Source organism: Paenibacillus sp. FSL M8-0142, assembly GCF_038597315.1.
GTDB lineage: Bacteria > Bacillota > Bacilli > Paenibacillales > Paenibacillaceae > Paenibacillus_AQ > Paenibacillus_AQ lactis.
Genome location: NZ_CP152008.1, coordinates 5,938,545 through 5,957,590 on the forward strand (window position 1 = coordinate 5,938,545; position 19,046 = coordinate 5,957,590).

Below are 19,046 nucleotides of genomic sequence, written 5' to 3' on the forward strand. Positions count from 1 at the left end.
CTCGAACGCTTGCTCTATCATACACACGATTGTTGTTGAACTTGCGCTTAAGGCCATGGTCGTCCGATTCCCTTACAATTCAATTAGATTTGCTCCGCTCCGCAGCGCGGGCACCATTTCGAGCCCTTCGGCAGGTCGACGCTGCAAATTTGGCATTTTACCGTATCCCGCACCGTCTCTTCTCCGGACACGTAATCCTGGTTCTGATTGTTTTCCTGCCAGAAACGAATGCGCCGGTCCAGCTCCAGCTGTCTTTCCCGTTCACGCTCGAGCTCTTCCCAGTGGCGGCGCTCCTTCTCCTGTTCCTCCTGCTCAAGACGAAGCTGCTCAGGATCCACCTCCGGCTCAAGAAGCTCCTCATCGACAGGGCTAAACGGCTCCGGATCTTGGCGATATGTGAATGGCTCATGGTCTCGCTCATCGGCAGCTGCCGCATAAGCATCGGCCTCATCTTCATCCTCGAAATCGAATCTAACCTTGTTCAGCTCAGGCTCCTTCACCGCTTTTTCAATGAGTTCTTCCTCTTTCGGAGCGATGCTGGCCAGCTTGCGGCCGCAATTCGGACAGAAATTGGCATCGAGCGCCACCACGCGTCCGCATTGGCAGACCCGCTCATTTTTCAGCACCGCAATCCGGTTGCGGATCTCTTCAATCTTCTCCTGAAGACCGTCGCAGGTCTTGGCCAGCTCTACCATTTCCTGCTCGGCAACGGACATATCCTGCATGCGGTAGCCTTCGTAGAATACTTTCCCCATTTGAAGGTAGTACGAATTTTTCTGCTGCTCAATCTCCGCAATTTGGCTGTTCAGTTTATTGACTTCTACCACGTGCTGAGCTTTTTCCGTTGCCCGGTTCGCACCGTCCTTAAGCCTCTGTAATATATTCATCCCTATTTCCTCCTCTTCCTTATACCCGACTCATAACTGCGCTTCCTAAAGCAGCGCATAGTTAACATCATTAATGAATTGAACGCTCACCCCTAACCGGTCCTCCGGTTCCCGCATGCCGTCGATCGGGCCATGCCAGGAAGGCGGACATCTCATCTATCCAGTATACGGCGGTGACGGTGATTCTATCATACCAAATTCCTTGCTTCTTGTGAAAATCGCCGTCTTCCTGTCATTTCAAGTGATTCAACCCGATTCCGGTTGTGTAAAGAATAGAAAAAAGCCAGCACCTGCCTCAAGCCAGCGTTCAATCTGGCATCGAAAGCTTACCGGCCGTGCGATAAGCCGGCTGCCATTACTGGAGGGATAACGCATGACAACCGATAAAAAAACCTATTATGTCTCCGTCAACCATAACCTGATCCGGGATGTCCCGGGAGATTCCAATGAATTCATCGTCATGCTCAGCAAGGACGAATTAACCCGGCTGAAGGACTTGATGAATGATTTCAGCAGCACCGACCGCTATGCGTTCCAACGGACCTTTGTACCGTATAAATCGGCTGATCACGATGAAGCCATTGAGCAATTCGATGAGCGGACAATCGACCTGTACGCATTCCTCCATGAGCATGGGGATGAACGTACGCGCCGCATGATCGAGGATATGAACATTATCCGCAAAATGGATGACACAGGCTATGACGATCCCGGCTACGAGAATGCTCCGCTTAATAAATAAACGAAATGACAAGCCATAAAGCAGCACCCATGTGAAAAAAAATTCCTGGTAGGCGGCTCTTCTTACACAATTTCAGCGGCTGAAAGGCATGACAAGCCACTCGCTGCTTGCATTAGTAGGAAATCCTGCATGGAGGCCGTAAGCTTGCATTAGGCGGAAATTCTGCATGAGGTCGGAAGCTTGCATCAGGCGGAAATCCTGCATCATGCGTGGAGCTTGTGCACCTGGCGTGAAGCCTGAATCAGGCGTGAGGCTTGCATGCCGGGAACCGCTCGCAGGATTGATCCAAAGAAACCCCGAAGCACAGCTCCGGGGTTTCTTTGCGATTGCTTAGCATTCCCGACGTCCAATAAGCCTGAAAGCTCGTTCAACGGTTTAGCCTTGTCCGGTCATGGCAATGAAGGGATTGCGTATTCCCCCGGCTCCGACCATTTCACACGACAGCTACAGCTTCAGGTTGGCTTCGTCGAAATACTCCTCCAGCGTCAGGCCGCTCTTGGCAATGTCCGGCGCCAGATCCTTCCCGACATAGCGGATATGCCAAGGCTCGTACACGTATCCCGTAATATCCTCCGCCCCTTCCGGGTACCGGATGATGAATCCGAATTCCGGCGCGCGTCTGGCCAGCCACTCGCCTTCCTCCGTATGGCCGAACGCTTCCTCCAGCGCATTGCCTGCGCTTGGACTCGACACGTCAATCGTCAGGCCGGTCTGGTGCTCGCTCGTGCCGGGCACTGCGCTGACCCGGTTCGCCTCCGCTTCTCCCTTGGTGCGGACATTATTTTCATATATCACCTTCTGGCGGTCATATGAACGGTAACCCGAAACCGCGCGAAGCTCCATTCCGTCCGCCTCGGCCGCTGCAAACAATTCCTCAAGCGCCTTGGCTGCCTCTTGTCTCAACATCCGCTTCTCATGGGGACCGTCGAAGGAAAACGGAACGTTCGGCTCCACAAGATCATTCGGCTCGTAGCCGTCCGGGAGACTGCGCTGCTTGTTCACCACTACGGTGACGGCATCCGGATTGGTCACGACCTGCTTGCCGTTCTCCTCCTGCACGGTTGCCTGGAGCGCATTCTCGCTCCGCTTGGCCATCACGGGATCCGCCGGCTCGTTCCCGGCCTCCGCGCTTGCGCCCTCCCCGGTTCCTTCCGGAAGCGTCGTGCCTTCCTGGCCCTCGGCCGGCGATTGAAGCTCCTGTCCCTGCTCTTTGCCTGAACCCGCGTCATTCGATTGGCATCCGGCCAAAATGCTCCCCGCTACCAGCAGAGATGACAGCATCAGGCTTGTCCAGCGTATCCTTTTTCCATAAAATGCATTCATCGCTGCCTCGTCCTTTCCCATCTTCATTGTCCTCATTGTACCTTATCCAAGCGGTACAGGACAAACGCTGTCATGTCGAAGAATGACGCGCTATGCCGTCATTTCTCCGAATTTGCGGTGCCGAGGCCGCGCTTTACGGCCATTAGGCGTGAAAAAAGCAGCCATGCGCCTGGCCGCTCCTTTCGAGAGGTGCGGCTACAGCTATGGCTGCTCTATGCGGCGGCGCTTCTGCTCGGCCCGCTCCGAAGCCGCACGGGCAATGAGGCCGAGCGCCTGGGTAACGCCGCTTACCCCCGGCAGCAGGCCCGCCCAATCGCCGGCGGGCCCAAGCTCCCATGGCGGCGGCGGGGACAGCGGCACCGCCAGCTCGCCCAGCTGCGGCCCTGGCCGGTGCAGCCGGCCTTCGGCCGCAGCCTCGGCCACCCATTCGCCGGGAGAAGGGCCGGACGGCCCCTTCTCCTTCACGCGGGTGGCCGCGTCCCCGGCGGCGCCGCCGGGCCGCGGCGGTACGGCCTTGGCCCAGGCGTCGAAGACGCCGGCCAGCAGCGCCTCCCGCGGCAGCCCCAGCAGCGCCAGCAGCTGGAGCGGCTCCGCCGCAAGCTTCTGCCGTGCGGCGTCCAGCACGGCCGCGGCTTGACCGCAGGCTTCGCGCCCGCATGTGCAAGGCACGCCCTCCCCTTCGCCCGGCAGGGGCGAAGGAACAAAGCCCGCCAGCCACGGGGCTTCACGGCCTGCGAGGAGCGAGTACAGCTCCAGCGGATGATCCGTAAGGTAGGCGATTATCGTATTGCGGGCATCGCTAGTAAGCGGCTCGATTGTCACGCTGATTCCGCAGCTCCCGCCTTGCTCCCCGTCCGGACCGGTCCAGCCCTGAAGCCTCCCCGCAGTCAAATCAAACCGGGGCTCGCCAGTCTTCGTCGGTTCCATAACAGCACCCTCCTCTTCGCCGTAAATCCTTCTATGTCATCCAAACATTCAAAATTGTTTCGCTCGATATAGCAGCCTGGTCAGAAGAGAATCTGGGCAAGCATCCTGAACGAAAGAATCTGGCTAGCGTCCTGATCGAAAGAGAATCTGGACAGCATCTCAATCAAAAGAGAAAATCCGTATAGCACCCTCATTCATAATCGAACGGGATGCCCGTTTACATCCAATCCTGTCCTTGAAGCTCGATCAGTCGGCGGAGCTCGCCGTCGGACATTTCCGTCAGCCATGTCTCGCCGGAGCCGACGACCTGCTCGGACAACGCCTTTTTCTGTTCGATCAGCTCGTCAATCCGTTCCTCCAGCGTCCCCTGGCAGATCAGCTTATGCACCTGCACATTGCGGTGCTGTCCAATCCGGAACACCCGGTCCGTTGCCTGATTCTCCACCGCCGGGTTCCACCAGCGGTCGTAGTGGAGCACATGATTCGCGCGGGTCAAATTCAGCCCCACGCCGCCGGCCTTCAGCGACAGCACGAAGAATTCCGTGCCTTCGCCGTTCTGGAAGGCCCGGACCATCTCGTCCCTTTCGCGCTTCGGGACGCCGCCATGGAGAAAATGAGGCTTCTTCCCATACTTGCGTCCGAGCACGTTCACAAGCAGCTCGCCCATGCCGACATACTGGGTGAAGATGAGCGCCGATTCCCCCATATCTGCAATCTGGTCGAGAATCTCGAGCATCCGCTCCATCTTCCCGGAGGCTTCCGCGCGCACCGCTCGTCCCTCCTCCTGCCGCAGCAGCTGAGGATGATCGCATATTTGCTTCAGCTTGGTCAGCGAGGACAGCACCAGCCCCTTGCGAGCCATGCCCGTCTGGGTTTCGATCTGTCCCATCATCTCATCCACGACGGCCTGATACATAGCTCCCTGCACCTCCGTCAGCGTGCAGTAGGACTTCACCTCCAGCTTCTCCGGCAGATCCTTGCGGATGTCCGGATCGCTCTTCAGCCTGCGCAGCATGAACGGCGATACGAGCCGGTGAAGCTCCCGGTACCTCTCCTGCTGCCCTTCGCCGGCTGCATACCGCTGACGGAAGGCATGGAAGGAGCCCAAATACCCGGGATTGAGAAAATGGAAGATGGACCACAGCTCTGCCAGTCGGTTCTCCACCGGTGTACCGGTCATGGCAATCCGGTGGGGGGCCGACAGCTTCATGACGCTCTGCGCCTGCTTGGTACGGTAATTCTTAATATACTGGGCCTCGTCCAGTACAACGCTGGACCATCTGATGCCGGACAGATCTCCTCCGTCACGCCCGGCCAGATGGTACGTGGTCAGCACGACGTCGTACTCCTTGGTCTTCTGCGTGAACTCTTCGCCCCGAAGCCGCCGGACACCATGATGAACATGAAGCGACAGCTCCGGGGCGAACCGCTGGAGCTCCCGCTGCCAGTTCCCAAGCAAAGACGTCGGGCATATGATCAAGACCGGCCCGGTCTCCCCGTCCGATTCCCTCCGGTCCAGCAGGCAAGTAATGACCTGAATCGTCTTGCCAAGCCCCATATCATCCGCAAGGCATACGCCAAAGCCCATGTCGCGCATCATGCTGAGCCATTGATACCCCCGCTCCTGATACGGCCTCAGCTCCCCATGCAGCGTCGAGGGGACAGGCCGGGGAGGAACCTTCCGGATGAACTCGCCTTCGAGCAAGGAGGACAGCAGTCCTGCGGATTCCACCTCCTCGATAAAGAGGCCCTTCCACAGCCGTTCCCCGTCCATCTCGGCGGTCAGATGCATCCATTCCGCGAGCTCCATCTCGCCCTTTTCGTGGCGCTTCATGAAACGGAGCACCTGGTTGATCTCCTTCAAGTCGACCTCAACCCATTCACCGCGGAATTGGACGTACGGCAAATTCTGCTCCGCCAGCGATTTCAGCTCATCCCGGGTGAGACGCTGGCCTCCCATGGCCGCGGAAATTTCAAAGCGAACCAGATGCTCCATCCCCATCACAGGGAGCGGATGCATCCCGCCCGGCGATCTCGCGTCGGACATCATCTTTAGGGACAGCCCGACCCGTCTGCGGCCTTCCTTGCTCCACCTTGACGGCATTTGGACCGTCACGCCTCTTCGGGCCAGTCTCGGAACCGAATCCTTCATAAAGGAAGACAAGGCGCTGAGCGGAATCGTCGCCCCATCGGGTGCCGGTCCGCGTAAGCCCTCCGCCAGCTCCGGCGCAAGCTCCGCGGCTTCGCCAAGCCTTAGCAGCAGCTGCTGCTTCACGGAGGAATAGATCCGTCCCCGGATCAGCGGATCCGGCTCCGCCATTCCCCAGATGCTGCCTGCGGGGAGCAGCAAGCCCTCATCCTCCAAGCCCCGTGCCCAAAACGAGATTTGCCAATCCTGCCGGTTGTCCGTAAGCGGAGGCTCAAGCCGAAGTCCGAGCCCGACCGTTCCGCTCTCAGGGGGCGCATCCTCGCCCGCGGCATACGGAACCGACGTTCCTCCCGCCGCCTCCACCGCCGATGTCAGCTCCCCGATCTCTTCGGCTGTTCCTTGAACCGGGAGCTCACGGTTCACCGTCAGCAGACTGTTCCACCACAGCTCGGCTAAGGGAGAATGCCCGCGGCGATAATTCGCCAGATGGGGCCGCAGCTTATCCTGGGTTTCCCGCACCGCCTCCCGGGCCTCGCTGTTCAGAATGCCGCACAAGAACGAGTACAGCACGATCGCGCCCGCTTCTTCCCGGGTTGACGGGTCATGCCCGGCCAGAGCTGCCGGCACGCCGATGCAGACCGGCGGAATATTGGCCGCCAGGTGCATGAATCGCTCCGAGTCCTCCCCGGAGAGCTGCGGCTTCCATACCGCACGGATGCTCTGCATCGTGGTGCGCCGTCTTCCGACCGCCGGCACTTCGGCTGTTCCGGGCGCAAGCTTGCCTTGAAGCAGCAGCTGCAGCGCAAAGCGGCTTGCTTGTATCCAAAATTCCATCTCTTCTCCGGCTGCGAGGCCCTGTGCTTCATAGTTTGCCGGCGTAAGCTCGAGCAGCATTTGGAACGCATCCCCCGGCGTCAGCGCCAGTCCTTCCATCGTCCGGCCGCCAACCATCTTCCGCTCCGGACGACGCGTGCTTCTCGCCCCATAGGTCGGGGACGGATATCTGAGCTCGGCCAGCCGGAGGGTTGCATTTGCGAAGGGACGGCTTCCATCCTGCATCCGTACGGCACGGACAACGCGGCTCCATGCATCTACCTTGGGCTCGGATACCTCTCCGGAAAAACAAAAGAATGCGTCACCTAACCATACGCCATAAAGCGGTTGATTCATCGTTGTCTCCCGTCTTTTCCTGCTTTTTATAGATATTATTACTATCTTATACGATCGCCGCATAATTTCAAAACGGTAACCAAAAGAATTTTCGGGCAAATAAAGGATGCCGCTCCCCTAAATGTTGCCACCTAGCCGGTCCTTCATGCGTATTGAATAAATAAACCTACATTTGTCAGGAGGAGCTCGTGTGGACATCTTATTTGCCGGAAGCATTATTGGGCTGGGCGTTATATTAATAGGTATTTTATTTTTTATTATTCACATCTTGATTTGTATATGGGGATACCGCGATGCACGCCGTCTTGGCAGAAGCCCTGAATTCGCGCTGCTTGTCGTCCTCGGTCTGCTGTTCTTTCCGATTGTCGGACTCATCATCTATCTGCTGATCCGAAGGGCTTAGAGCTTGTCAGCCGTCGTCGCGGCATATCCAGCGAACACTCCGGGATCATTTGGCGATCGCAATGATGCGAGGACATCACTCTATTCCTGCGCGCCTGCATTCCCATAGCTGCCCCATACACGCAGAAGAGGCCGCTCCGACTAATCGGAGCGGCCTCTTCTCGCTTCTATTCGTTTATTTCGCCTTCAGGCTCTCCCAGGATTTCTGGATGCCCTCGAACAATTGGTCTTTATTCACATTGCCGGCAACATAGCCTTGCATTTGGCTGCCGAATTCGTTCATGCCGCCATCCGGGAATTTATTGAACTCCCAGCTGAGCGTCTTGCCTTCCTTGCTGTATTTCACGATATCGTTGCCGAGATCGCCCAGTGTTTCGCTCTTGGTTTCAATGCTCTTGAAGGCCGGGATGAACTTAAATTCGTCCGTGATGTACCGTTTGCCGGTTTCCGAGGTGACAAGCCAGTTCAGGAATTCCTTCGCTTCAGGCTTTACCTGGGATTTGTTGTTGACTACCCAGTTGTTCGGCACGCCGACCGGAAGCTTGTCGTTCTCCTCGGCATTGTCGTTGATCGGCATCGGCAGGAAGCCGATGTTCAGCTCCGGATTGATTCCGTCAATCTGCACCTGGGTCCAGTTGCCGTTCTGTGTCATGGCGGCTTCCCCGCTGGCAAACATCGTGATCTCGGTGTTGTAGTCGGTCGTCAGCGGGTTCTTCTGGCCATACTTTACCGTCAGGTCAAGCAGGCGGATCCATTCGTCGAATTTCGCATTGCCCGCAATCTTCTCCGTTCCTTCGTTCAGGCCTTTGACAAAAGCATCCGGATTCTCTTGATGGGCAAACGGGATATTCAGCAGGTGGTTGGCCAAAATCCACGTTTCCTGATAGCCGTTGGCAAATGGCGTAATGCCTGCCGCTTGGAGCTTCTGCGCAGCTGCCTCAAGCTCGGTCAGCGTCTTCGGCAGCTCGGTGATGCCCGCTTGCTTGAACAGGTCCTTGTTGTAAATGAAGCCGTAGCCCTCAATGCCGAACGGCTGCCCATACAGCTTGCCGTCTTTCGTCATAGGTTCCTTCGCTACGTCCAGCACATCGTCCACCCATGGCTGGTCGGACAGATCTTCGATATTCTCGAACCAGGTTTCCAGGTCACGGTACCCGCCTACGTTGAAGATGTCCGGCTCATCGCCTGATGCAAACTTTGCCTTCAATGCCGCGCCGTAGTCAGAGCCGCCCCCGACCGTCTGAATGTCCAGCTTGATGCCGGGATGCTCCTTCTCATATTCCGCCTTCAGCTGGTTCAGCGCCTCCGCAATTTCAACCTTGAATTGGAAAATCTTAATGGTCTTCGTTCCGCCCTCAGCGCCGCCTTCGGCTCCCTGGCCGCTCTCTTTCGAGCCGCCGCCGCATGCTGCAAGCAAGGTGGAGAACGCCAGGATCATGACCAGCAGAAGCTTACCTTGTTTCTTCATGTTATGAATCCTCCCTTTTGTATAGGTGTATCAGTTGCTATGAATGGCGTTTTGCTTCTTCAGTATAATTAACCTTTTTTCGATTCATCAGGTACGATATTGATCTCTCGGGTGGATGAAATTGACCGCTTTACCGGTTTATCCCTTGACCGCCCCGTGGGTAATTCCTTCAATAATGTATTTCTGCATCGCCAGGAAGAAAATGATGATCGGCAGAATGCCGAGCACCAGCGCCGGCAGCGCCAGATCCCACTGCTTGGTATATTGCCCGAAGAAGGCGAAGGTCGCAATCGGTATCGTCCGCAGCTCGGCGGATTGCAGGATCAGCGACGGCAGCAGATAGTCATTCCAGATCCACAGCGTGTTCAGAATGATCACGGTCACGAACATCGGCTTCATGAGCGGAAATACGACCCGGAAGAATACGCCGTAGCCGCTCGCTCCGTCCACCGTTGCCGCTTCCTCGATCTCCAGCGGAATCGACTTCGTAAATCCATGGAACAGAAATACGCTGAGCGGAACACCAAACCCGAGATAACAGATGATCAGGCCGTACAGGCTGTTATTGATGCCCATCGTTGCGGTTACCTTCACCAGCGGAATCATGATGGACTGGAACGGAATGACCATGGCTGCAACGAACAGGGCGAACATAAGCCGGTTAAAGCGCGTATTGCGCCGCACCATCTGATACGCCGTCATGGCGCTCAGCATCGCCAGCAGCAGGTTGCTGGCAACCGTGACGACCAGGGAGTTCCAGAGCGCCGACGGAAAGTTCGTAATATCCCATGCCCGCGAATAGTTGCTCCATTCAAACGTTGTCGGCAGCCCCGCCGAATCGGTCAGCAGCTCGCCGAAGGTTTTGACCGAATTGACGAACAGGAAATAGAACGGTACCAGGAAGAGCAGAGCAACGATGATCATGATGAGCTCGGTAGCCAGCGTATTCAGCTTGTATTTTCTAACGGTCTCCATTAAGCCTCGACCTCCTTGCTCTTCGTGAACCGAACCTGCAGGCTTGTGATGATGGCGACGACGATGAAGAAGATGACCGCCTTCGCTGTGCCGAGGCCCAGACGGTTATTCGTATACGCTTCGTTATAGATGTTCATGGCCACCGACTCCGTGGAGCCGAACGGCCCGCCCTTGGTGAGCGACAGGTTCAGGTCAAACATCTTGAACGACCATGAGATCGCCAGGAACAGGCATACAGTGACGGCAGGCATCACGAGCGGTATAATGATGGACCGAAGAACTTGTCCCCTGCTTGCGCCGTCGATTTCGGCCGCCTCCAGAATATCCTTTGGCACGTTATTGAGCGACGAAATATAGATGACCATCAGATAACCGGCCGTCTGCCATACGAAGACGATGACGATCGCCCAGAATGCCGTCCCCTTCGTCCCGAGCCAAGGCAGATTGAAGAATCCGAGATTCGTCGCGTTGCCGATCGCCGCGAAGCCTTTTACGAAGATGAATTGCCAGATGAAGCCCAGAAGCAGGCCGCCGATCACGTTCGGCATGAAGAAGATCGTTCGCAGCACGTTCCTCGTCTTGAGAGGCTTGGTCAGAAAATAGGCCAGCACGAAGCCGAGAAGATTCGTAAGAATGACACCCAGCACCGTGAACCTTGTGGTGAACCAGAATGAGCTGCGGAATTTATCGTCATTGGTAAATATCGTTACGAAGTTATCAAAGCCGACCCAATCGATTTTATTCGATACGCCATTCCAGTTGGTGAAGGAATAATACAGTCCTAGAAGGAATGGAATGATCATGATCAGGATGAAAAAAATAGTGGAGGGTCCCACGAACAGAAACTGCTGGAGCAGCGCCGATGATTTTTTTCGATTCATCCCTGTGATCTCCCCTTTGCGATAAGATGTTGTATGATGTATAGCCATTATGAGGTAACCTGTTATCATTGAACACGGAGAATCATGAACCGTTAGGTGTAAAATATTGACCATACCCTTTTGTACGATTGATCCTATCTGAGGTGAGCTGTCATGAAATTCCGCAGTATTCAAACCCGGCTGATTCAATTCATGCTGGCCGTTACAACGATTCCGCTTCTGCTCTCCTTAATCATCACATTCTCGCATACCCGCGAATCCGTGAAGGAACAGACGGTTAACGAGAACATTCGGCTAATTTATCAAGGAGCGACCAATTTAAGAAACTATATGAACAGCATCAATCGGGCTTCGCTCTCCGTCTATTCGGACTCCTATTTTCTGCGCAATCTCGCCCTGGATCCGGACAATCACCGCGTCATTGCCGAGCTCTATGCCACCCTGCAGGCGATTCAGACAGGGATGGAGGACATTCATCAGATCTACCTGCACAACTACTTAACCGGTCAATCGACCCAAGTGTCGAGCAATCTTCCAAGGCGCGAGTTCCGGAAGGAGCCTTACCGCCGGATTGAGCAGTTCGGTCCCGGCCCTGCCGCGGTCGAGCCGATCCATGAGGTTCATAACTACGGATTTCCCCGCAGACCGGCTGACATTACCGATTTCAAGGTGATCACCTTTTACCGGTCGATCAACAACATTCCATCTCCCGAGCAGTACGCTCTAATGGCGATTGATGTGAAACTTGACAGTATCTTGGCCATTTGCGACCAACTGTATGCCAAGGGGGAGGAGCAGTTATACTTGATTGATGATACAGGCAGCATCATGTATAGTCCGAATCCCGATGAAATCGGGCAGCCCTTTGCCGATCAGACGCTGCTGAATGAAATCGCCAAGGAAAAACAGGGCTATTATGACGGCAAGCAAGCGATGGTGATCTATGAGAAGCTGGATCTGCCGTACGCCCCCTGGACTTTGGTGAAGCAGATACCGCATAAAACGCTGTACAAAAATTCGACGGAACTGACGGGGATCAACGCGATCATTGCCATTTTTGCTCTACTGGTTGTCATTTTCGGCACCCTATGGATATCCATTCGGATTACAAGACCCATTAAACAGCTCACGAGTTATATGAATCAGGTACAGACCGGGCGGCTGGATGTCGATATCGATGTAACGAGCCCGGACGAGATCGGAATTTTATCCCGGCGGTTCCGGAATATGATGGACACGATCAACAACCTGATCCTGCGGGAATACCGGCTGGAGCTGGCCAACAAGACCAACCAGCTGAAAGCGCTGCAGGCACAGATCGACCCGCATTTTCTGTACAATGCGCTTCAGTCCATCGGAACGTTGGCCCTTCAGCATAAGGTGCCGCGGATCTATTCCCTGCTCTCCTCCCTCGCCAATATCATGCGCTACAATATGCGTAACAGCGAGGCGAAAGTGACGCTGCAGGATGAGATCCATCATGTGCGGCTCTACTTGGAGCTCCAGAAGCAGCGTTTCCGCGATCAGCTTGAAATTACATGGGATTTGGAGCCGGAAAGCCTGCAGGCTCCCGTTCCGAAGATGATTCTGCAGCCGATCGTCGAGAACTATTTCAAGCACGGCATGAACACCAGGGATACCGTGGGACGCTTATCGATTTCTTCGCGTATTACAGAGGAACATAGACTCGTCGTCGTGGTCGAGAATAACGGCACGTCGATTGAGGAAGACAGACTGGCCGCTATCCGCCGCATGCTGGCCGATCCTTCGGGCTATGAGCCGCGAAGCGGCGATGCCGGGGATATCTCCATCGGGCTTATGAATGTGCTGATGCGCCTGAACCTGTATACGGACAACAAGGCTGTTTTAACCATCGAGAATGCAGTGCCGCATGGCGTCATTGTCACGCTCAATATCAACGCTTGGGGAGAGTGAGCAGAAGAGATGAAAGTATTGATCGTAGACGACGAACAGCACGTAAGAGAAGCGATTGAGATGCTTGCGGACTGGGAGCGTCATGGCATAACGGAAATCTATCAGGCTGCCGACGGCGAGGAAGCGGTTCGGCTGATTGAGGAGAAAGATCCCCAGATCGTCATGACCGATATGCGGATGCCGAATTCAAACGGCCTCGAGCTGCTGACCTGGCTGCACACATCCAGACCCGACATCAAGGTGCTCGTCATCAGCGGATACGATGATTTCGAGTATGTCCGGCATACGATCCGCTCGGGGGGATCGGATTATATTTTGAAGCCGGTCGAGGCGGAAAGTCTGAACGAGGCGCTCGGCAAAGCGGCGGATGCCTGGCGGTTGGAGGAAGAAAAGCGGAAGCAGATCATGAGCCAAAATATCGAGATGAACCAGATGACCCCGCTCTATATGGACCGGCTTCTCTCGGATCTTGTGAACGGATACGGCAGCAGAGAGAGCATCGTAGCCCAGCTGCGAAACCGGATAGCTCTGCCTCAGACAGGAGCTCTCTGTCATATCGTCGTTATAAGCGATGTTCAGTTTGACAAAGACCTGCTGTCCAAATTTCGGAACCGGCGGCATCTGCTCTCCTTCACCTTGATTAATATCTGCAACGAGCTGCTGCGCGATCAGGGTGTCGCTTTCCGCCATATCGACAAGCCCGGTGAAATGATTGTGCTGTACTGGAACCCTCGTCTGCCCGTCAACGATATGCTCGAACGGATCAACGACGGATTGTTCGCCATTCTCCGGCGCCGGGCCCATTTCGGCTATGCGGCAGCAGCTTTCCCTGCTGAGCTGCCGAAAGCATACTTGAACGCCGTCCAGGCCTTGTGGAGCCGCAACCTGCTGACAGGCAAATCGCGAGTTCACAAAGACCGCGTCCCGGAAAGCGAAGGCTCCCGTACCCCTCGCTTGGCCACGTATGAAGAGAAATTCAAATTAGCCGCCCTGAGCGGGAGCAAGGAACGGATCGAAGCAGCCGCGGATGAGTGGATGAAGGATATCCGGGACATGGATCGGGTGTCTCCGGAGCAGCTGCTGCGCATAAACTCCGAATGGGACTGGATGCAGCAGCATTGGACCGAGAATGAGGTAAAGAGCGTACAGGAGCCCGTGGAGGACGCGGAAATCTCCCAAGACCTGCCGTCCCCTCTTCCCTTGAATGAGGACGGCATGCTGTGCTGGGACCGCTGGCGGGAACAGATTTGCGGCCGACTCAACGCAGCCTCCAGAGTGCTTACCCAGATTCATTCGAAGGACAGCCATATTATTCATGATATCGCCCGGTATTTGGAAAACAGCTATCATGAGGAGATTTCATTGCAGCAGATTGCCGGTCGCTTCTTCCTCAGCAGGGAGTATATCTCCCGCAAATTCAAACAGGAATTCGGCGTGACCCTCTCCGATTTTCTCGGACGTGTACGCATCGACAAGGCCAAGACCCTGCTGCTCAATCCTCAGCTCCGCATTGCCCAGATTGCAGAGATGGTCGGTTACCAGGATGAAAAGTACTTCAGCAAGGTGTTTAAAAAAATGGAGGGCGTGACGCCCAACGAATATCGGAAGGTGCACCAGAAGTAAGAAGCAACAGCCGGAATATTTGCTACGGGAACACCGGCTTGAGCCTGGGAAAACACCGGGTCACGGGACTGGAACACCTACTGCGGCCTCGAAAAGACCGGGGGGCACGGAACGCCCGCTTGGGTTCCTGGAAACACCGGGTCACGGGTACGCCCGCTTGGGCCCGGGAAACACCCGCTTGGCGACGGCAACGTCCAGTCTTGTTCCTCGCGCTCCCAGTTGAACTGGCCGGCTCCCATACAAGTAAAGCTGACCCTGACAAAAAAAAGAGCTCCCGGCCGCCTCTAGGGCGCCGGAGCTCTTCCTTACGTTTTCCTTCGATCCATTATCCCTTGACTGCAATGACTTCGATTTCCACCAGTCCGTCCTTAGGCAGGCGGGCTACCTCCACCGCGCTCCGCGCCGGATAAGGCTCGGAAAAGAAGCTGCCGTACACCTCGTTTACCGCTGCGAAATCATTCATGTCCTTCAGGAATACGGTTGTTTTGACGACCTGGTCCAGGCTTGTCCCTGCCGCTTCAAGAATGGCCTTTACATTGCTTAAGGACAGCCGCGCCTGTTCCTGCACGCCTTCACCGAATTCCCCCGTTTCCGGATTCAGACCGAGCTGGCCGGAGGTGTATACGAAGCCGTTGATCTCTACCGCCTGGCTGTAAGGGCCGATCGCGCCTGGCGCTTTAGGCGTGGAAATAATATGTTTGTTCATGGATAAGGCTCCCTTCTATGTAATTCTGTTATGTTCACATTGTAAACGTCCGGCTGCAGACTGGCAAATTTATTCAGCCGTATCGCCCAGCACATGAATGACTTCATTCGGATAGATGTGATGCCCCTTCATATCGGTAAGCCCGATCCTCACCATGGCGCGGGCCACCTTCAGTGAAGGGACTGCCCGGTATGGAGCGAGCTTCGGACGCCTGAACAGCACATCCAGAGAAGTCATCAATGCCGCAGCTGCCTGCTCGCCGAAACGGCTGTCCGGCCGCTTTCCAAGCAGTAAAGACGGACGGAACAGATGCAGGCCATGAAAGCCCATTTCGGTCAGGCCTTCCTCCATTTCGCCCTTGGTCCGAAGATAGAAATTCCGCACATCCGGGCTTGCCCCCATCGAGCTGACCGCCAGGAATTGGCGAACGCCGTGCCTTCTGGCAAGGGTCGCCGACTTCAGCACGTATTCCACATCGACCTTCCGGAATTGCTCCCGGGAGCCGGCCTTCTTGATCGTTGTCCCGAGGCAGCAATACACGCTGTGAACACCCGCGAAGGCTTCTTCGAAGCGTTCGAGCTCATCCCAATTCACGGGAATGCTCCGCAGACTCGGATGGGTAGCGTCAGGCGGTCTTCTCACCAGCACCCGGACCTCATTCATCTCGGGTCTCTTCAGCAATTCCTCGGTAACCTGTCCCCCTACAAGCCCCGTTGCCCCAATAACGAGTGTTATCCGTCCCATCTAACTGCCCTCCTTAATTATTCATCATCTAAATCATTCATCAGGTTAAGACCGCGGCTTATGGACAACCTGGACAGCTTAGATGTGGACAAAACCTCCGTCAAAGTTAGGCTGACCGAACTCCTGCTACTGAGATCATTCTACACCCCATAACGGAGCTGTCAACATACTTGAATCAGGTGAAACCACTCATGGACCATACAGCCGTTTACAGGAGGATGAGCCGCAGCTTAAATACAGAAAAAGAGTGCAAATCAGGCACGATTCGCACTCTTTCTCCAAGCGGTTATCAAGTTAAGCAGCGGCTTCCAATCTCTGCGGAACCAGCCGGGGGCTTCGGCATGCGCCGCGTCCCCCTCCGGCAAACCGCCCGTTATGGACGCCTCGCTCAAGCCTTCGTGAATAGGGAAGGGCTCCTCCTCCATCCAGACATAGTACTTCATATCAAACGTACTGACCATGTCTCCATGAAGCGTAAGCACCTTATCGTTACGAATATCGATCACCTTGCCGGTCACAACCCGGTTCTCCAACACGATCATTCGCCTCCCTTAATCTAAGGCTTTAATCCCGAAATCTGGCGCTCCAATCCGCATATTCGCGCTCTGCGGCATCCTTCGAATGTCCGTAGCGTTCCTGCAGCTTCCCAACCAATTTATCCTTCTCTCCGGCGATGACATCCAGGTCGTCATCGGTCAATTTGCCCCATTGCTTCTTCGCTTCACCCTTGATCTGGTTCCATTTCCCTTTAAAAACGTTGTTATCCATAGATATCTGCCTCCCTATCAAGTAATGACTCCTGCATTCATCTATCGTCTGTACATTGTGTTTACCCGCCTGCTGCCGCTCTGAATCCTTGAAGGAAGCTGTCATGGAAGGATCACCTTCTACCGCTTGCCTCACCTGGCGCCAATTCTGTAGGGAGGGTCACTGCTTTATCATCCATGCTATAGCCAAGGCAGCAGAGGGGCGAACACAGCAAAATGCCCCGCGAATCCATGAGGACCCGCAGGGCATCTATCTATCAACTGTACTTGAGGTCTGATGTAACAGCCTCTCATTCTTAGCGAATCGAGGCCACCTTTGTCTCGCTTTTCATATAATTCACGAACATGCCTGCAAAATCCGGATCCCACTGGGTCCCCTTGCCCTCCTCCAATATATTCAGCGCATCCGCCGATCGCATGCCGCTGCGGTAAGGACGATCCGACGTCATCGCATCATACGCATCCGCGACGGCAATAATCCGCCCGAACAACGGGATTTCCTTGCCCTTCAGGCCATCCGGATAACCGCACCCGTCATATCGTTCGTGATGGGATCGCACCCCTTCCAGGTAAGGAGCCATGGCGTCGGCCGGTTCAATCTGCAGCAAAATATTCTCGCCCTGCTGCGGATGCGTCTTGACCTGATTGAACTCCTCTTCCGTCAGCTTCCCTTCCTTCAGCAATATATGATCACGCACACCGATTTTGCCGATATCATGCAGAAGCGCCGTCTTACGCAGCAGATCGATCTCCTCCTCGCTGAGACCGGCCAGACGGCCGATCAGAACGGAATATTCCGCAACCCGAAGCGAATGACCGGCCGTGTAAGGATCTCTTGCATCAAGCGCGGCCGCAAGCGCCGCGAAGTAGCTGTCAAGCAGCTTACGGTTCCGTTCCTCGCGCACCTGAAGGCCGCGAACCATCATATTGAAGCCCGCGATCAGTGTAGAGAATTCGTCGGAATATAGATTCGAGGTCTGGATAAGGCGTCCTTCTTTAATTTCATTCATCGCCCGGTACAGCTGGCGGATGGGGCGCTGTAAATCCTGGGTTAAAAGCCATGCTCCGACATATGCGAATCCGACGCCGAGCAGCAGGACGAACCCTGCCCAACCCCAATACTGCTGCGGAGCAATTTTGTTAAGCCCCTCCAGCCTAATCTGGACGGCCAGCGAGAACAGAAAGAGCGGAAATGTGCCGATGAGCATCGTGCTTAGCAAAAATTTGGTGCGAATCGCCATGAATACTTGCCCTTCCAGCGAGAAATCGACACCATACCTCGACAGCGCATTCCGCCTTATTCCCTTGATCAGCGGGCGAATGGCGGCAATCGTCAGGAAGAACTCAATCATGGCATGGCAGCTTGCAAGGAGAACGGCTCCAAGTGACGCAAGCCATATGTAAAAGGCAGGAAAGCTCAGCTTCCCCTGCTCCATCATCCATAAGGTCAGGAGAATGGCCGGCAGCGACAGCCCGAGCAGATGGGGGCCGAATATGCGATAAACGGCGAGGCGCGGCATACGATGCACGTGTAAATAGGCTTTTTCAAGCAGATCCAGATCCGGGTTTTCCTCTTCAAAGACCGCACGGATCGGCTTAAGCTGCTTCAGGAAGACGCTGAGCTCCGAAACGCTCATGATCATGAACGAAATGGCAAGGATGACCATCAGACGCGCGCCTTCCTCGAAGGAAATTTCCAGGGTCGTTACCAATAATACGCCGCCGACGACAAGAACAGCCGCAATCGAGCCGATCATATAATTCCGAATAAGCTGATTAAGAAATGACTTATACAGTTGCATGGTCCGCCTCTACTTTCGTAACAGAAATAAACACCCCGTTTAAGCCGAACATCGGTCTGCAGCATCATTCACAAAATCCCGCATGAAATGAGGATAATTATCGAATTTGCTAAAATTGTCGTTACTATGAATATCGTTGGAAATGCCAAAAAAATCAAGAACTTTAAACCTCATTCGCCAAGATTCTTGAATATTTTTGCTTATCGGGCCCAACTATGATATAATAATAAACTGTTACATGAAGTTTAACCCCGTAAGTTCCTCGAAAATTGATATTACATCTCAGATGAAGTGGAAAATTCCTATTTAATGACCCTAAGAGTAAGAGTTTTAAGGAACGTTTTCTGATTCACACTGGAGCGGTCATCGGAGCCGCAAGGACGAAAGAGAGGCAGGGCTTTTGTTGTTTTGGAAGTAATGATTCTTGAATGACTTCACACACGGAACCGACTGTACAGACCGCATGCGTCTGTCAGGGGTTAAATTTTATAGGCGGCGCATTTCACGCCGCAATAAGGGACCTGGCTGCACAGCCGGGTCCCTTT

General features: G+C 54.8%; 16 protein-coding genes. 4 read left to right on the top strand and 12 right to left on the bottom strand.

Annotation, left to right across the window (positions count from 1 at the left end; genetic code table 11):
* Positions 1 to 83 precede the first annotated feature (83 nt).
* The gene (locus NSQ46_RS26980; RefSeq protein WP_342575374.1) at positions 84 to 887 is read right to left on the bottom strand and encodes a zinc ribbon domain-containing protein; all 804 of its coding nucleotides are present in this window, start codon (positions 885 to 887) and stop codon (positions 84 to 86) included.
* Between the two features lie 373 nt (positions 888 to 1,260).
* Here NSQ46_RS26980 and NSQ46_RS26985 point away from each other — a divergent pair, with 373 nt between their 5' ends.
* The gene (locus NSQ46_RS26985) at positions 1,261 to 1,629 is read left to right on the top strand and encodes a hypothetical protein (protein WP_007130426.1); all 369 of its coding nucleotides are present in this window, start codon (positions 1,261 to 1,263) and stop codon (positions 1,627 to 1,629) included.
* Positions 1,630 to 2,073: 444 nt separating this feature from the next.
* On the opposite strand, the gene NSQ46_RS26990 is transcribed toward NSQ46_RS26985, so the two are convergent.
* The 3 genes from NSQ46_RS26990 to NSQ46_RS27000 all read right to left on the bottom strand — a co-directional run bounded on the left by NSQ46_RS26990 (position 2,074) and on the right by NSQ46_RS27000 (position 7,198).
* Entirely contained in the window at positions 2,074 to 2,973 is a 900-nt protein-coding gene (locus tag NSQ46_RS26990) for a M15 family metallopeptidase (RefSeq protein ID WP_340897568.1), read from the bottom strand.
* A gap of 180 nt (positions 2,974 to 3,153) precedes the next feature.
* Entirely contained in the window at positions 3,154 to 3,879 is a 726-nt protein-coding gene (locus NSQ46_RS26995; RefSeq protein ID WP_342575378.1) for a hypothetical protein, read from the bottom strand.
* 217 nt (positions 3,880 to 4,096) lie between these two features.
* Positions 4,097 to 7,198 carry a DEAD/DEAH box helicase gene (locus NSQ46_RS27000; RefSeq protein WP_007130429.1) on the bottom strand — a complete coding sequence of 1,034 codons (3,102 nt, stop codon included), beginning with the start codon at positions 7,196 to 7,198 and terminating at the stop codon, positions 4,097 to 4,099.
* Between the two features lie 190 nt (positions 7,199 to 7,388).
* Here NSQ46_RS27000 and NSQ46_RS27005 point away from each other — a divergent pair, with 190 nt between their 5' ends.
* Positions 7,389 to 7,601 carry a hypothetical protein gene (locus NSQ46_RS27005; protein WP_007130430.1) on the top strand — a complete coding sequence of 71 codons (213 nt, stop codon included), beginning with the start codon at positions 7,389 to 7,391 and terminating at the stop codon, positions 7,599 to 7,601.
* A 174-nt stretch (positions 7,602 to 7,775) separates the two neighbouring features.
* Here NSQ46_RS27005 and NSQ46_RS27010 read toward each other — a convergent pair whose 3' ends face one another.
* The 3 genes from NSQ46_RS27010 to NSQ46_RS27020 form a co-directional block, all read right to left on the bottom strand.
* A complete protein-coding gene (locus tag NSQ46_RS27010; protein WP_007130431.1) occupies positions 7,776 to 9,068 on the bottom strand; it encodes an ABC transporter substrate-binding protein in 1,293 nt (430 codons plus the stop codon).
* Between the two features lie 138 nt (positions 9,069 to 9,206).
* Positions 9,207 to 10,043, bottom strand: coding sequence for a carbohydrate ABC transporter permease (locus NSQ46_RS27015; protein ID WP_007130432.1), 837 nt, complete (start codon positions 10,041 to 10,043; stop codon positions 9,207 to 9,209).
* Positions 10,043 to 10,924: a sugar ABC transporter permease gene (locus NSQ46_RS27020; RefSeq protein WP_007130433.1), complete on the bottom strand. Its 882-nt coding sequence runs from the start codon at positions 10,922 to 10,924 to the stop codon at positions 10,043 to 10,045. Before NSQ46_RS27020 ends, NSQ46_RS27015 begins: the two co-directional genes overlap by 1 nt.
* A 153-nt stretch (positions 10,925 to 11,077) precedes the next feature.
* Here NSQ46_RS27020 and NSQ46_RS27025 point away from each other — a divergent pair, with 153 nt between their 5' ends.
* Both NSQ46_RS27025 and NSQ46_RS27030 read left to right on the top strand, forming a co-directional pair.
* Positions 11,078 to 12,859 (top strand): sensor histidine kinase, encoded by a 1,782-nt coding sequence (locus tag NSQ46_RS27025; protein WP_007130434.1) that lies wholly within the window; start codon positions 11,078 to 11,080, stop codon positions 12,857 to 12,859.
* Positions 12,860 to 12,868: 9 nt separating this feature from the next.
* Positions 12,869 to 14,482 (top strand): response regulator, encoded by a 1,614-nt coding sequence (locus tag NSQ46_RS27030; protein ID WP_007130435.1) that lies wholly within the window; start codon positions 12,869 to 12,871, stop codon positions 14,480 to 14,482.
* A 325-nt stretch (positions 14,483 to 14,807) separates the two neighbouring features.
* Here the strand turns inward: NSQ46_RS27030 and NSQ46_RS27035 are convergent, their stop codons facing one another.
* The 5 genes from NSQ46_RS27035 to NSQ46_RS27055 all read right to left on the bottom strand — a co-directional run bounded on the left by NSQ46_RS27035 (position 14,808) and on the right by NSQ46_RS27055 (position 18,501).
* Positions 14,808 to 15,188, bottom strand: coding sequence for a RidA family protein (locus tag NSQ46_RS27035; protein WP_007130436.1), 381 nt, complete (start codon positions 15,186 to 15,188; stop codon positions 14,808 to 14,810).
* 69 nt (positions 15,189 to 15,257) lie between these two features.
* Complete coding sequence (locus NSQ46_RS27040) at positions 15,258 to 15,932, bottom strand: NAD(P)H-binding protein (RefSeq protein ID WP_007130437.1); 675 nt, start codon at positions 15,930 to 15,932, stop codon at positions 15,258 to 15,260.
* Positions 15,933 to 16,186: 254 nt separating this feature from the next.
* Positions 16,187 to 16,468 carry a hypothetical protein gene (locus NSQ46_RS27045; protein WP_007130438.1) on the bottom strand — a complete coding sequence of 94 codons (282 nt, stop codon included), beginning with the start codon at positions 16,466 to 16,468 and terminating at the stop codon, positions 16,187 to 16,189.
* A gap of 28 nt (positions 16,469 to 16,496) precedes the next feature.
* Positions 16,497 to 16,700 (bottom strand): CsbD family protein, encoded by a 204-nt coding sequence (locus NSQ46_RS27050; protein WP_007130439.1) that lies wholly within the window; start codon positions 16,698 to 16,700, stop codon positions 16,497 to 16,499.
* A gap of 295 nt (positions 16,701 to 16,995) precedes the next feature.
* Positions 16,996 to 18,501: an HD domain-containing phosphohydrolase gene (locus tag NSQ46_RS27055; RefSeq protein WP_342575382.1), complete on the bottom strand. Its 1,506-nt coding sequence runs from the start codon at positions 18,499 to 18,501 to the stop codon at positions 16,996 to 16,998.
* Between the last annotated feature and the right edge of the window lie 545 nt (positions 18,502 to 19,046).

What these genes read in the sequence shown, in the direction of transcription:
- NSQ46_RS26980 (WP_342575374.1), bottom strand. Translation starts at nt 887, where the DNA reads ATGAATATATTACAGAGGCTTAAGGACGGTGCGAACCGGGCAACGGAA.
- NSQ46_RS26985 (WP_007130426.1), top strand. Translation starts at nt 1,261, where the DNA reads ATGACAACCGATAAAAAAACCTATTATGTCTCCGTCAACCATAACCTG.
- NSQ46_RS26990 (WP_340897568.1), bottom strand. Translation starts at nt 2,973, where the DNA reads ATGGGAAAGGACGAGGCAGCGATGAATGCATTTTATGGAAAAAGGATA.
- NSQ46_RS26995 (WP_342575378.1), bottom strand. Translation starts at nt 3,879, where the DNA reads ATGGAACCGACGAAGACTGGCGAGCCCCGGTTTGATTTGACTGCGGGG.
- NSQ46_RS27000 (WP_007130429.1), bottom strand. Translation starts at nt 7,198, where the DNA reads ATGAATCAACCGCTTTATGGCGTATGGTTAGGTGACGCATTCTTTTGT.
- NSQ46_RS27010 (WP_007130431.1), bottom strand. Translation starts at nt 9,068, where the DNA reads ATGAAGAAACAAGGTAAGCTTCTGCTGGTCATGATCCTGGCGTTCTCC.
- NSQ46_RS27015 (WP_007130432.1), bottom strand. Translation starts at nt 10,043, where the DNA reads ATGGAGACCGTTAGAAAATACAAGCTGAATACGCTGGCTACCGAGCTC.
- NSQ46_RS27020 (WP_007130433.1), bottom strand. Translation starts at nt 10,924, where the DNA reads ATGAATCGAAAAAAATCATCGGCGCTGCTCCAGCAGTTTCTGTTCGTG.
- NSQ46_RS27025 (WP_007130434.1), top strand. Translation starts at nt 11,078, where the DNA reads ATGAAATTCCGCAGTATTCAAACCCGGCTGATTCAATTCATGCTGGCC.
- NSQ46_RS27030 (WP_007130435.1), top strand. Translation starts at nt 12,869, where the DNA reads ATGAAAGTATTGATCGTAGACGACGAACAGCACGTAAGAGAAGCGATT.
- NSQ46_RS27035 (WP_007130436.1), bottom strand. Translation starts at nt 15,188, where the DNA reads ATGAACAAACATATTATTTCCACGCCTAAAGCGCCAGGCGCGATCGGC.
- NSQ46_RS27040 (WP_007130437.1), bottom strand. Translation starts at nt 15,932, where the DNA reads ATGGGACGGATAACACTCGTTATTGGGGCAACGGGGCTTGTAGGGGGA.
- NSQ46_RS27050 (WP_007130439.1), bottom strand. Translation starts at nt 16,700, where the DNA reads ATGGATAACAACGTTTTTAAAGGGAAATGGAACCAGATCAAGGGTGAA.
- NSQ46_RS27055 (WP_342575382.1), bottom strand. Translation starts at nt 18,501, where the DNA reads ATGCAACTGTATAAGTCATTTCTTAATCAGCTTATTCGGAATTATATG.